This is a genomic window from Providencia huaxiensis (genome assembly GCF_002843235.3).
GTDB lineage: Bacteria > Pseudomonadota > Gammaproteobacteria > Enterobacterales > Enterobacteriaceae > Providencia > Providencia huaxiensis.
Genome location: NZ_CP031123.2, coordinates 21,033 through 34,117 on the forward strand (window position 1 = coordinate 21,033; position 13,085 = coordinate 34,117).

Annotated in this window: 15 protein-coding genes; 8 read left to right on the forward strand and 7 right to left on the reverse strand. The window is 47.3% G+C overall.

What is annotated here, in order from left to right; translation table 11 throughout:
* Position 1: 1 nt before the first annotated feature.
* The 7 genes from CYG50_RS01565 (at position 2) to merA (ending at position 8,351) form a co-directional block, all read left to right on the forward strand.
* Positions 2–1,390 carry a conjugal transfer protein TraH gene (locus tag CYG50_RS01565; RefSeq protein ID WP_102138931.1) on the forward strand — a complete coding sequence of 463 codons (1,389 nt, stop codon included), beginning with the start codon at positions 2–4 and terminating at the stop codon, positions 1,388–1,390.
* Positions 1,391–1,393: 3 nt separating this feature from the next.
* Complete coding sequence (locus tag CYG50_RS01570; protein WP_102138932.1) at positions 1,394–4,963, forward strand: conjugal transfer protein TraG N-terminal domain-containing protein; 3,570 nt, start codon at positions 1,394–1,396, stop codon at positions 4,961–4,963.
* Between the two features lie 97 nt (positions 4,964–5,060).
* Positions 5,061–5,450 carry a mercury resistance transcriptional regulator MerR gene (gene merR, locus CYG50_RS01575; RefSeq protein WP_028867973.1) on the forward strand — a complete coding sequence of 130 codons (390 nt, stop codon included), beginning with the start codon at positions 5,061–5,063 and terminating at the stop codon, positions 5,448–5,450.
* Positions 5,451–5,534: 84 nt separating this feature from the next.
* Positions 5,535–5,882 carry a mercuric transporter MerT family protein gene (locus tag CYG50_RS01580; protein ID WP_028867974.1) on the forward strand — a complete coding sequence of 116 codons (348 nt, stop codon included), beginning with the start codon at positions 5,535–5,537 and terminating at the stop codon, positions 5,880–5,882.
* A gap of 59 nt (positions 5,883–5,941) precedes the next feature.
* Positions 5,942–6,217 (forward strand): mercury resistance system periplasmic binding protein MerP, encoded by a 276-nt coding sequence (gene merP / locus CYG50_RS01585; RefSeq protein ID WP_028867975.1) that lies wholly within the window; start codon positions 5,942–5,944, stop codon positions 6,215–6,217.
* 15 nt (positions 6,218–6,232) lie between these two features.
* On the forward strand, positions 6,233–6,640 hold the full coding sequence (gene merC, locus CYG50_RS01590; RefSeq protein ID WP_196575170.1) for an organomercurial transporter MerC: 408 nt from the start codon (positions 6,233–6,235) through the stop codon (positions 6,638–6,640).
* A 37-nt stretch (positions 6,641–6,677) separates the two neighbouring features.
* Positions 6,678–8,351, forward strand: coding sequence for a mercury(II) reductase (merA, locus tag CYG50_RS01595; protein ID WP_028867977.1), 1,674 nt, complete (start codon positions 6,678–6,680; stop codon positions 8,349–8,351).
* A gap of 105 nt (positions 8,352–8,456) precedes the next feature.
* Here the strand turns inward: merA and eexR are convergent, their stop codons facing one another.
* The 7 genes from eexR to CYG50_RS01630 form a co-directional block, all read right to left on the reverse strand.
* On the reverse strand, positions 8,457–8,888 hold the full coding sequence (eexR, locus tag CYG50_RS01600) for an entry exclusion protein EexR (RefSeq protein WP_040132805.1): 432 nt from the start codon (positions 8,886–8,888) through the stop codon (positions 8,457–8,459).
* 54 nt (positions 8,889–8,942) lie between these two features.
* Complete coding sequence (locus CYG50_RS01605; protein ID WP_000566752.1) at positions 8,943–9,476, reverse strand: FlhC family transcriptional regulator; 534 nt, start codon at positions 9,474–9,476, stop codon at positions 8,943–8,945.
* Positions 9,473–9,772: a flagellar transcriptional regulator FlhD gene (locus CYG50_RS01610; RefSeq protein WP_000210563.1), complete on the reverse strand. Its 300-nt coding sequence runs from the start codon at positions 9,770–9,772 to the stop codon at positions 9,473–9,475. The genes CYG50_RS01605 and CYG50_RS01610 overlap by 4 nt, the downstream gene beginning before the upstream one ends.
* A complete protein-coding gene (locus CYG50_RS01615) occupies positions 9,769–10,275 on the reverse strand; it encodes a lytic transglycosylase domain-containing protein (RefSeq protein WP_259556340.1) in 507 nt (168 codons plus the stop codon). Before CYG50_RS01615 ends, CYG50_RS01610 begins: the two co-directional genes overlap by 4 nt.
* A gap of 28 nt (positions 10,276–10,303) precedes the next feature.
* Positions 10,304–10,966: a DUF6475 domain-containing protein gene (locus CYG50_RS01620; RefSeq protein WP_007105460.1), complete on the reverse strand. Its 663-nt coding sequence runs from the start codon at positions 10,964–10,966 to the stop codon at positions 10,304–10,306.
* A complete protein-coding gene (locus CYG50_RS01625; RefSeq protein WP_432807063.1) occupies positions 10,953–11,573 on the reverse strand; it encodes a hypothetical protein in 621 nt (206 codons plus the stop codon). The genes CYG50_RS01620 and CYG50_RS01625 overlap by 14 nt, the downstream gene beginning before the upstream one ends.
* A 304-nt stretch (positions 11,574–11,877) precedes the next feature.
* Positions 11,878–12,129, reverse strand: a complete 252-nt coding sequence (locus tag CYG50_RS01630; RefSeq protein ID WP_024015942.1) for a helix-turn-helix domain-containing protein — start codon at positions 12,127–12,129, stop codon at positions 11,878–11,880.
* Positions 12,130–12,246: 117 nt separating this feature from the next.
* Between CYG50_RS01630 and CYG50_RS01635 the strand changes: the two genes are divergently transcribed.
* Positions 12,247–12,894, forward strand: coding sequence for a LexA family protein (locus tag CYG50_RS01635; RefSeq protein ID WP_000854920.1), 648 nt, complete (start codon positions 12,247–12,249; stop codon positions 12,892–12,894).
* The last annotated feature ends 191 nt before the right edge of the window (positions 12,895–13,085 follow it).

Consider the following 13,085-nt stretch of genomic DNA (forward strand, 5'->3'; position numbering starts at 1 on the left):
GATGAAAAAAGTATTACGAGTATCGCTAATCGCCTTTGCGATTGGTTTTTCGTCTATGAGCCAAGCAAGCTTGCAACTGGAGATGAACCAGTTGTTTGGTTCAATGACCAACACCACTGCGCCTGGCGTATTTGAAAGTCAGCGGCGTGGGGTTATATCTGGCGGAAGTGTTGTTGTCCGTAACAGAATCATGAACGAGAACCTCGTCTCTATGGTGCCTCCGTCATTCCAAGCCGGTTGTGGCGGCATTGATATGTTCGCGGGAAGTTTGTCATTTGTTAACGCGGATCAGTTTGTTCAATTACTTCGCTCTGTTGCTGCAAACGCCAAGGGGTATGCATTCCAATTGGCGCTCAGTGCTATGTGCGAGAAATGCTCCCAGCACATGGAGACTCTGCAAAAGAAAATCCAGCAGTTGAACGAGTATTTCGGCAATTCCTGTCAAATGGCTCAGGGAGTCGTGAACGATACCTTGGCCGCCTTTGGTAAGAAGGGGCAAACAGAGGCCAGCATGTTGAGCTCTCTTAAAGGGGCTGGTGACATTTTTACCAGTTGGAGTGAGTCCAACGGTAAGAACCCTTATGAGAATGCTTCAAGTGTCGCAGCATCGGATGTGAACAAAACGATTAAAGGTAACTTGGTCTGGCGAGCACTGAAACGTCACTCGGCATCAAGCTGGTTTGCATCGGGGGATGACCGTTTTCTTGAAGCGGTTATGTCGGTGACTGGTTCGATCATCGTTGGTGATTTAGCGAATGCCGCTGATGGCCAAGGTAAAGCCCCGAAACTGACCAGACTGAATGGCAATAAAGTGACTATTGAGCATCTAATTCATGGCGGCAACGTCGCTATGTACCGATGTGACACAGTGACGCAAGACGGTTGTCTGAACCCAACAATCACTAACGTGACTCTTACCGGGTTATCAACTCAGGTAGAAAATTTACTTCTTGGTACAGGTTCTAGTAACGGCATTATTTTTAAATTTGCTCGAAATACAGGGGCTGCTAGCACCACCGAAAAGGCTTTTATGACCTCGGCTCCCGCGAGCATTGGCGGCATGATTCGAACACTTTCTGCATTAAATGAAGGGGCCGCTAGGTCGTTTGCTTCACGAGCGGCACCATTTATTGCTGTTGAGATGGCCCGAGCATTAGTTGAAGACATGCTCAATGCAGCTAGAAGTACCTCCGGTGTGGAAGATCATGCCTATGCGAAGTTATTAACGGAAGACCTTGAACGTGCACGTCGCCAAATCAATGAGGAGTACGCCGCGTTGCAGCGAAGATACGGCTCAGAGCAAGAGTTGCTGGCACATTTTAACCAGGTGATACAGACCATTCGCAAACAGCGTTATTACACCGTTAAATCTACGGCGCTGGGGGAATAGGTCATGTGGGAAATCTATTCCATCGGGGATTCGGCTTTTTTAGAGCAGGTCCTGAACGCTGTCGCGATGATCACTGGTACAGGCGATTTTACTTCAATGGTTCGCATTGGCTTGCTCATTGGGGTATTGATGGTCTCTGTCCAGGCCTTAATGCAAGGCGGTCGTGGGATTAACTTTCAACACGTTTTAGTCTCATGGCTAGTCTTTGCAACCATGTTTGGACCCAGTACCCGAGTGAGCATTGAGGATGCGTACACCGGACAAGTTCGAGTGGTTGATAATGTGCCCATCGGTGTTGCTGCCGCAGGTAGTACGATTTCGACTGTTGGCTTTCAAATCACGCGATTGTTTGAAACCGCCTTCTCAACTCCCGCGATGACGGAATACGGCTTTGCATCCAGTTTACAGTCACTGATTAAAGTGAGAAAACAGGTGATGGATCGCTCTGGGTTGGGTGATGCAAATCGTGTCGGCGGCTCGGACATCGAGCAATCGTGGTTTAACTACATCAAAGAGTGCACCTTGATTGGTATCGACATCGGCCAAAAGAACCTCGATCAGGTGCTGAGTGATCCTAACCCGATGACAGCGATTAGGTTTGATTCGCGCATTTATGGCACTCGAATCATGCTCAGTGGTAGCAGTAGCGATCTGGACTGCACCGATGCCTATAGCCAACTGAAACTCATGACAGAATCAACCTTCATTCCAAGGCTTAAACAGGTTCTGTCAGCCTCATTGGGGACTTCGTCAGCAACGGACACTGATGACGTGATCCGAAATGCACTGAATAACCTTGGTTTGGCTTCGGTTAACACCCAAGAGTATATGACCGCGTCAGTGCTTTTGCCTATTTATGAGCAAAGCGTGACGGGCAAGTATATGGATGATCAAGCTTTCACCGCAGCCGTTATGGTTAACCAAGCGATTGAGCAGCGTAATACGCAATGGGCGGCGGAGCAGACCCTGTTCCAGAGTATCGTTCGTCCGATGATGACGTTTTTTGAGGGGTTCATTTACGCCATCACCCCATTGATGGCCTTTGTGATAGCCCTTGGCCAAATCGGGATGCGAATGGCTGGGAAGTACTTGTTAATCCTGCTTTGGATTCAACTTTGGATGCCTGTCATGGCCATCATTAACCTGTATATTCATTTAACCGTTGCAGGGAAAATGTCTGCTCTTGATGCCTTTGCAGGTACAGAAGTGCCATCTTTTGCTGGGATGATGCAGATGGATTCAGTGCTGCAAACCTGGATAGCTACTGGCGGCATGTTGGCGTCGAGTGTTCCGGCGATTTCGCTCATGCTCGTGTATGGCTCAGCAATAACCGCTACCCACTTGGCTGGGCGTCTACAAAACGGTGATGCCATTGATGAAAAGCTGGCAAGTCCAGATGTCGCGAAAAATGCCCCGGTAATGCAATCACAGTCAATGTTCCAAAATTCAGCCCTTACGGGTTCTGCTATGACCGGCGCGTCAAACCTACTAAGCAGTTTCTCTGTCGGAAACGCAGTGGGTTCAATGGTCGGCTCTGCAAAAGAATCCATGACTCAGGCAACTCAAGCCTTTAGCCGTCAGGTTGGCAATACCATGAGTCGAACCTTTGGTGAAAAGCTAAGTTACGACAACCTTTCTTCGGTTGGACGTCAGATTGGTTCTTCTAACTCCGCATCTAGCGCCGTTGTTAATCAGGTTACTGATGACCTGCAAACTCGGTATGGTTTTGGAGACGATAAAAAAGATGCTGTACGTGGCTTGGTATCGGGCGTGCTATCGGGAGGCCTAAGGGTCGGTGGCGATGGAACCATTACTAATCCCGGTGAGAAAGAAGTTGCTGATAAGGGCTTTCTTGGAAGGCTTCTTGGTACTGGCGGCAATGATTCTCCACAGGGCAACTTGCCAGGAGTCGATAAGCCAGACTCATCTCGTGTACCAAAACTATCAAGGGTACGAGCAGGGCTGGATTTAGGTGGTAACTTTAGTGGCCAAGTTGAGTCGTCAGAGGGCAGTTCTCGGTCAACGACCGCAAATACGCTCACTGGGGAGATGAAAAGCTTGGCATCAAGTGATTCACGACGTGCAGAGTATCGCGATGCAATGGTTAAGGACCTTTCAGATTCAAGACGTTCTGGCATTGAGATGTCCTTGTCTAACCAAGACTATCAGTCACTTCAGAGTTCAGCACAAGATGTTATCACGGCATCAAACCGTTTTAGTGAGCTTGATCAGGCCAGCTACAGTCTATCAGGACAAAGGAACACGGATGGTGCGACGTTAACTCGATTAGCAGCGGATAATCCTGAAGTCATGGATTATTTAGGTCGCTATATGAACCAGCATGTTGAAGCAGGTAACCGATTACGTGAAAACCTTCCAATGTATCAGCGCTTGCTACCTGATGATAATCAGGCGTATGTGGCCGCAGCTATGGAGTCTTTAACCTATAGCAACTCCTCAACGCCCGCTGAACGAGACAATGATTATCAAGCAGCAATGACTGTTATGGCCATGGCTACCGGAGCCGATTTACGATCAATTCAACCGCGCTCTAATGAAGGCTTGTCATCAGCTGCACCTACTTTTGGTGGCACTCAAAGCCAAGTGGAATCGGGTGTATTGGGCGGCTACGAGGATGCTGCAACTGTTCAAACGCAGTTCAACTCAGCTCAATCAGCTTACCAAGCCAATCTGTCTGGTGTTGATGGGCAACTAAATACACATCAACAACAAGCCCAGCAGGCCGTAGCTTCTGACACAAGTACCTATCAATCTGAACTCAACAGTGAAGCTGGCTCTCAGTGGCGATCTCGCATTATGGCTGATGATAGCGGAGTCTCTGGTGCTGAAATGTTCTTTAACAGCGCCAGTGCTATTGGTGATTTCAGTGGCAAGCATACTGATGCAGCACTGCATACCTTGAATCATTTTGGCGAAGATTATGAGAGTTACAAAGAACAGGCGCTTGAAGATCCTGGCTCACGAGGTTTCTTGCACAATGCTACGGTGGCCAGCAAATCAACATGGGATGGCTTAAAAGCAGCCGTTGACGCAGGAACCTCTTTGGAAAACCCATTGACGGCGTTTAATAATGCATACAGTGGATCGAGTTCGCAGTATGCCTCCGAAGTAAACTGGGGCACTAAGTCTGAAGCCATGTTGGCTGGGGCATTTGGTGCGGCAGTTAACAATCGATATGGTGAGTTCTTAGAACAGTATGCCGATGATTTTAAACAGGAAGCATACAGCGAAGGGCAGAGAATGGGATTGACCCCGATTCAAAGTCAAGTGTTCGCTCAAGCTTTCAATGAAGGTTTGGCGGGGCGTGTATTCAACTCTGAAGACTCATCGAGTTGGTCGCCTGAGATGCTTGTCCTAAGGGAGCAAATGCTAAATGAGTATCGTCAAAAGGATGAGAGTGGCGCTTACATCCCCGACAGTGTGTCCGAAGAAGATAAAGCATTTGTGGATAAGCAGATTGCAGTGATCTCAAATGCATCCCTTGCGGGAGATTATGCTCAGAACAACTTGATCGATATTAGGGCATATAACCAGGCATCAGGAAATAAATAAAACAAGGAGTAGAAGCTCAAGGCTAACGAAGTTTTATGGCTTAATTACGTAGATAGGGATATATTTCTCCGTACTTAGATACGGAGAAATATATCACATGTACACAATTGGAAAATTAGCCGAACAAGCTAGTATCAATGTTGAGACTGTTCGTTATTACGAACGACGTGGTCTTATAGAAAAACCTGAAAAACCGCATCTAGGCTACCGACTTTATCCTTTGGCAACATTAAACCGAATAAAATTCATTAAACGTTCCCAAGATCTTGGGTTCACTTTGGAAGAAATCTCCAATTTACTCAGCCTTAATGACACTCCCTGTATAGAAGTGCAAGAAATGACTTTACACAAGCTTGCAAGTGTGAAAGCCAAAATAGCAGGTCTTCGCCGCTTAGAAACCGTTCTCACAGAATTATTGAATGAGTGTAATTCTAATACTAACCAATCCCACTGTCCCATTATTGATTCCCTACTTCCTGAAGATTAATAATGAGTCAAATTTTATCTTGACTCCGTAGTTGGGTACGGGGTTTAAGCTTGTTTTACTAAAGTACGATAAGTAGAGTGAGTTATGTCAAAAAGTAATCCCAACTTTCCAATCATCGGCGGTGTTATTGCCGCTATTGGCGCTGGTCTTTGCTGCGCTGGTCCTTTCGTCTTGTTGCTGCTAGGCGTGAGTGGCTCCTGGATTGGTAATTTAACCTTGTTAGAACCTTATCGTCCCATTTTTATCCTGCTGGTTTTAGCCTTATTTGGCTTCGCAGGCTGGAAGGTCTATCGCCCCGTCGAGGACTGTGAGCCAGGCACCGCCTGTGCAGTTCCTCAAGTGCGAAAACGTCGGCAGGTGATCTTTTGGTTAACGGCACTGACTGCGTTGGTTTTAGTCACCAGTAATTATTGGATTGTCTGGTTTGCCTGATGACGATTTCTAACCTTTTATTTTGATTAAATCTTTATGGCTTGCTCTTGGAGAAAATTATGAAAACACTCGCCCTAATGTCCCTGTTCGTACTGACCAGCCTGAACGCTTTAGCTGCCCCGAAAACAGTTACTTTGGAAGTCCCAACCATGAACTGTGTGACCTGTCCCTTTACCGTGGAAAAAGCCTTACAAAAAGTCGATGGCGTCAGTAAAGCCGAAGTGACCTTTAAGACCAAACTGGCGGTGGTCACCTTCGACGACGAAAAAACCACGGTAAAAGCACTGACCGAAGCCACCACTAACGCGGGTTATCCGTCAACGCTCAAGGAGTAAAGCATAGAAATGCTAATACGGTTACTGACCCGGTTCGGCGATAAGATTAGCTCATTGGGCGCGCTGGTTTCTGCTATGGGATGCGCCATGTGTTTCCCGGCCATTGCCAGTCTGGGCGCTGCGGTAGGACTGGGTTTTCTCAGCCAATGGGAAGGTCTGTTTGTTAGCACGCTATTACCCCTGTTTGCCTGGATTGCCTTGGTACTCAACGGACTTGGCTGGTTCAGCCACCGGCAATGGCACCGTAGTGCGCTGGGTGTGGCCGGCCCCATTTTATTGCTGTTATCGCTCTATCCGTTTTTCCAGTACGGCTGGAGCAGCTATGTCACCTATTCAGCATTAGGCCTGATGGTTGCCGTATCGCTTTGGGATATTTTTTCACCGGCGAATAAACGCTGTGATGATGACAGCTGTGCTGTTTAACACGACGCAATGCCTGACTACTATTTGAGGAAAACGAATGATCTTACTATCGATAGAAGGGATGACCTGTCCAAGTTGCGTCGCCCACGTTAAAGAAGCACTCGATGCGATCGAAGGCGTTAATAAGGTTGAAATATCTTATGAAAACGCCAGAGCAACGATCACCACGAACGGTGGGGTCAGCGTAACCGTTCTCATTGGAGCAATAGAAGCTCTCGGTTATATCGCAAAAGAATCCACTGGCACTGCAAAAGAAATTACTTCACCGAACGACTGCTGTGACAACGAAAATGCAAGCAACACTGAAAGCAACCAAACTCAACATGTGGCGATTATCGGTACGGGTTCCGGCGCTTTTGCCTGCGCTATTAAAGCCGCTGAAGGTGGTGCCAAGGTCACTCTTATTGAGGGAGCCGATGTGATTGGCGGCTGTTGCGTGAATGTCGGCTGCGTACCCTCAAAAATTCTAATCCGCGCCGCTCAATTGGCTCAGCAGCAACGCAATAATCCCTTTACCGGACTGGAAAATCATGCGCCCCAATTGAGTCGAGCCTTGTTGACTCAGCAGCAGACCGCTCGGGTCGAAGAGCTGCGCGCGGCAAAGTACCAGAATATTCTGGAGACAAATCCTGCGCTTAGTTTACTTAAAGGTTGGGCGCAATTTAAAAATGCCAACACCCTGATAGTCAGAAAAAATGATGGAACCGAGCAGGCAGTTCACGCCGATAAAATCCTGATCGCTACCGGCTCCACGCCAACCATTCCTCCTATTGATGGTTTAACTGAAACACCTTATTGGACCTCTACCGAAGCGCTGTTTGCTCAGGAATTGCCGCAGCACCTGGTCGTGATTGGTTCGTCGGTTGTAGCGCTGGAAATTGCCCAGGCTTATCGCCGTTTAGGCAGTGAAGTCACCATATTAGCAAGACATACATTGCTTTATCGGGAAGATCCCTTGCTCGGTGAAAAACTCACCGGATGTTTTGAAAAAGAAGGCATTCGAGTATTAAACAGTACGCAAGCTACCAAGGTGACCCACGATGGAAGCCAATTTACATTGGAAACTAACGCGGGCGATCTACGCTGCGATCGTTTGCTGGTAAGCACCGGGCGACACGCCAATACTTGCCAACTCAATCTGGGCGCGGTGGGTGTTACGACCAACAAAAAGGGCGAAATCGTTGTTAACGAACGCATGGAAACGAATGTTCCCGGTATTTACGCCGCCGGAGACTGCTGCAACATGCCGCAATTCGTCTATGTCGCCGCGGCCGCCGGTAGCCGTTCCGGCATCAACATGACGGGCGGATACGCCAAACTGGATCTATCCACCATGCCAGCAGTGATTTTTACCGATCCCCAGGTGGCAACTGTTGGGCTCACGGAAGAGCAAGCCAACGCACAAGACATTGAAACCGACAGTCGTGTATTGGAGATGGAGAACGTGCCGCGCGCACTGGCGAATTTCGAGACCGATGGTTTTATCAAATTGGTGACGGAAAAAGCCACTGGCCGCCTGATCGGGGCGCAGATTCTGGCGCATGAAGGTGGAGAACTGATCCAGAGTGCGGCGCTGGCGATCCGCAACCGTATGACGGTGACGGAATTAGCCGACCAGCTTTTCCCTTACCTGACTATGGTGGAGGGTTTGAAGCTCTGCGCCCAAACCTTTAACAAGGATGTCAAAGAACTGTCCTGTTGTGCTGGGTAACGAACTTGAGTTGATCCGTATTCATTGATGGAAATGGCATTTTTCATTCGTAGTACGAAAGTGCCAATCAATTTTTTGAGTATAAGTAAAAAAGCAGTCAATTTACTATGACCTTGTTTTTTTAGGGAGGATAGATGAGCGACCATCTGCAAATTCGTTTACCCAGTACCAATATTTTTTTTCGCTCAGGCTTAGTTCTCGACCGGTATCTTTCAGTTGTCTTTGAAATAAATGGATTAGTCCGCTTAAGCCTAAGAAGGCTAAACCGACACATAAAATTGTCCAACTCGCTTGCCAATATGCGATTGCTACAAGCATAGTGATGATGGCTATAAGTCCGATGGGATTACAGGTCGCTTTGAATCCCAAGTAGCTGAAAAAAACGACGGTGCAAATCAGAAATGGCAAAGCCGCTAACTTGGCAGATGCCGTTAATATTTCTGAGGGAAAAAAATGAGCCGCAGCCAAAGTCGCCAGAAAAAGCCCCAGTGATATAAACCAGCAGCGTGCTGGTAAAGATTTAAGTAATTTTATCATCTTAGTACTCTCAAAGTGCACGGGCGGTGCACAATCAAATCATGCATCAGCATGTTAGTTCTCAAAAAGTGCTCTAGTGGTTTGCTCGGCCATAATCTCACACACAGGACATTTAAGCTGAATGCGCTGTTGAGATACCGTCAAATACAGACTGCCGCATCGACACCGGTGTAAGGATGCAAGCTGTGATCTTAAATCACGAGCTAGAACCCAACCTTCATTGATGGTCAGTTTTTTCCAGGGGATCTCAGCTGGAAGATCTGCCTCTTCTCTTGCAACCAAGTACGCATCGTAAGCCTTCATCAAAGCATCGATATTTAATTTCTTGTAGACATTATCACCACCAATATTGACATAAAGCGCCATCAGCAGGGAGCCTTCAACTAGGGCTCTTCTGCTTTTAACGATGGCATCAGATTCTGGCAATTGACCAGGACAAGGTGACTTGCCAGTCACTTCTTTGTGCAGCCTTCTGATAATGTGGATTGGCAAACCTGTATCGAGCGCGATAATGGTCGTTCGAAATCCGTACTTAATAAGCAGCGAGGCTCGGGTAAACAGCTCACTTTTGGACAGGTTATCAATCATGCATCCCCCTTGTTGTTTAGGGTTGATAATAAATAAGCGATTCTTGGGATACCTGTACCTTTGCTCTTCACCATCTCAATCAGTTGGCTTTGGTTACCCCTTGGTTGAAACAGCATGAATGATGAGGTCGCCACTCGTTGCAGGTCGTCAACACCGGCATTAATCAGTGCATCCACCACGTCGCGTGTAAGTCCAAAGCGCAAGACCGCCTCTTGCGGATCAATGCGCGCCAATTCACGTGCTGCGTGTAGGTACGCCAAATTTAATTGATAGAAGTCTTGTTGATTGGTTGTCATTGACGGACCTCCAGTTCATGTAAAATATTGCGATAGATAGAAAGCACTCTTTGCCCATACCAGCGTGCACGATCTTCGTTCCAACTGTGATAGCGGCCTATGCCAAGCTCTAAATCATTTGGTGAAGACTTGATTGCTTCGGCCAAAATACTTGAGCCGACCGTAAGGTTGGTGATGGGGTCTAGCAGTTCCGCTGCTGAGCTCACCCGATGCCCATGCCAATGCAAATTGATTTGCATAAGGCCAATATCGAGCTGATATTTTTCAGTCTCTTGCAGTGCCTGGTTTAACAGTTGCTCTGCTTCTGTCTTAGATTTGGCGTAGGTTGCGTTTGAACCATTGCGAATTGCGTATGGCCATGGACTGGTCATGTTGAGACCACGATGTGAGGCCGACTCAGCCAAGGCAACGGCGTAGAGCATGACTGGATCAATACCAACGCTTTGTGCTGCTTTTTCCCACTGATAGCCCGGAAACGCATAGACTGAAGTGCTTGCGGACATGGCTATCACTAGGGCAATGGTTTTTGCTTTAATCGTTTTCATTTTTGTCCTCTAATTGATTTCCGAGAAGCGCCTGAATGGCTTTCGGGCTTATTCTTTTTAATGGCACTGCGCTAAAGTCGGCGATGCCTCTCGTATAAACTTGTGCCGCTTTTGACCAGTCGCCTACGGCAACAGGCGCTTGCATATCAAATCCTTTTTGCTGGTTCTGATGGTCTGCAATACCCTGTAATAGCCTTGGGTATTCACCCACTTCGTCCCGTAGCAAGTAAGCCTGGTAGCGTGTTAAAAACTCTTTTTGCTTAAAGGGGTATTCCCTGTCATCAACCTTGCAGAGTTCAACCCATCCACCCATGTCTGAAATCACGCGGTGGATAAGCGCATCGTCAAACATCACGGATGTCCAAGCGCCAACCTGACGAACAGCCTTGTCAACTTTGTTCCAAGCAACCATGGCTCTTGAACCTGAGTTGCCGTCGATATGCTTGATGACGTCAGCGGGCTTTGGAAAAAATTGCCCAGTATCCGGTGATTGAATATGCCGAGTCAGACCGATTCGCACTTCTTCAATGCTATAAGCACGAAGGGCTTCAAATGCGATGGATAGCAATTGTGGTGATACGCTTTTGCCATACATGGCCCAAGCTGCTCCCCAAACTTCAGCAAACTCGCGTTTATCAACCTCCTGCACTTGAACGAACCTCCCGAATACCTGGTCCGGCCCAGCTTTCAGCAATGCGGCGATTGCTTTCTTCAATATTCAATTGGTGATTGCTGCCCTTTAGGCTCGTCGATGATTGCTGTACTTCATCAATGCGAACGTACTCGTCTTCCCATTGCCGGTTTAAAAGCCAGTTATGTGGCATAGGGGTCTTAGTCCGATCTTGATACTGTAATCGGTTGTCTCGTTGCTCTTTCCAGCGTGTTAGCACTTCCAAGGCGAGTTCATGGTCTTCATTGAGGCCCATGCGTAGCCATTCTTCTTTGGCTTTCGCTTTTTTTTCTTTGCGTATTTGTACATCCCAGAAGTCTTCAAACTGTATGTGGTCAACAGTTTTAACTGTTGGTTTATTGCTTCTCTCAGAGTCATCCGACCGTTGAGAGTCCCTTACCGGGTTGCCATCAGGCATAAACAATGATGAAAATTCTTCTGGTAGCCGAGCTTGAAAAGCGGCAAGAGATTTCAAAAGCGATGCCATACCAATGAAGTCGGCAGGTACATCTTTAAGCAACCGAAAGGCTGCCTTACCTTGGTTTGGGTTTTCGATTGGGTTGTGCTTCAGAAAGCTTCGAATCAAAGTCCAACCAGATCCCTCGCAACGAATCAGGAACTGATCTTGTTCTAACTCACTTAACGTCTTGGCAACCTGTTGCTCATCCCAGTTCAAGTCAGAAGCAACGTAACCAATCGGCAGTCGAAAGCAGCCAAGCAAATTACAATGTGGGCATGTAAGCAAATACAGTCCTAGCAACTTCGCTGAGTCACTCCAGGACAAAACATTTTGCTTTAGCCAAAAGCGGGTATAGACCTTGCCATAATCACGCATGGAGGAACTCGCTTTTGTGTTTACGTAAAATGCTGACCATTATTTGCCCTTAATCCTACTGGTTACTGGCTTTCAGCTCGCTTGGGCATTCGGGATAGATGTCCGGTCTTAACTGAGATCGGGTTACCTGTCCTTGCGTAGCTTGTTCGATGGGTAAAACGAATTCAGCGGGAACACGCCCTGATTTATTCAACCAAAACCAGACGTTTTGCTGTTTTGAGTTGATGGCTCTTGCTAATGCTGATTGCCCGCCGACCAAGTCAATGGCACGGCGGAGATGTTTTTGTGTCGTTTTGAACACTTCCATACCGTCTCCTGTTACAATAATAACTGTTACAAGATTGAATGTTACAGTTTAAACTGTAGATAAGTCAACAGTTAAAATTGTTGAAAGACTACAGTTTTATTTGTAGAATGCGGGCTTATGAAAACTTTATCCGAACGACTAAACCATGCCTTGCAGCTTACTGGGGTAACTCAGTCTGAGTTGGCTCGTCGCATTGGTATCAAACAGCAGTCGATCAGCCAGATTTGCTCTGGTAAATCGGCTAGGTCTCGTTACACCATGCAGATCGCGGAGGCGCTTCGCGTGAATGCTCATTGGCTCGCCACAGGTGATGGCGAGATTGGCTTGGGGGTCGGTAATGTAGAAGTCGGGCCTGATATTAAGGGAAGAATTCCTCTCATTAACTGGGTTCAGGCCGGTGATTGGACTGAAATAGCGGAGGGATTTGCCCATGAAGATGCTGAGGAGTGGCGTGAAGTCACTGGGAAAGCACATGAGGGTTGTTTCGCACTTCGCGTAAAAGGCGACAGTATGGAAAATCCAAGCGGAAAAAAATCCATACCTGAGGGGGCAGTGATCGTTGTTGATCCTGAGTTACCTTACTCTTCAGGTTCATTGGTTGTTGCGCGTTTGGATGATTCGAAAGAAGCAACCTTTAAGCAGTTGGTTATTGATGGTGAACAGAAGTATCTAAAACCTTTGAACCCGCAATACCCTGCAATACCGATCAACGGCAACTGCACCATCATCGGTGTAGTACGACAAGCTATCATCGATTTCTGGTAGCGAAGGAATTTGTGGTTTAGCCACAGTTGTTCATTAGCTGAAGAAGCAACGATTGCAAACAGCTACAACTGAGCATTGGTGCACGCTGAGAGTAAATGGTAACCGATTAGATAACCATTGATTGTTTATAAAGTCAAGATCAGCGAAAATAGCGGCCAATTACGATTAACACGACGGATTTGACAAGCGAA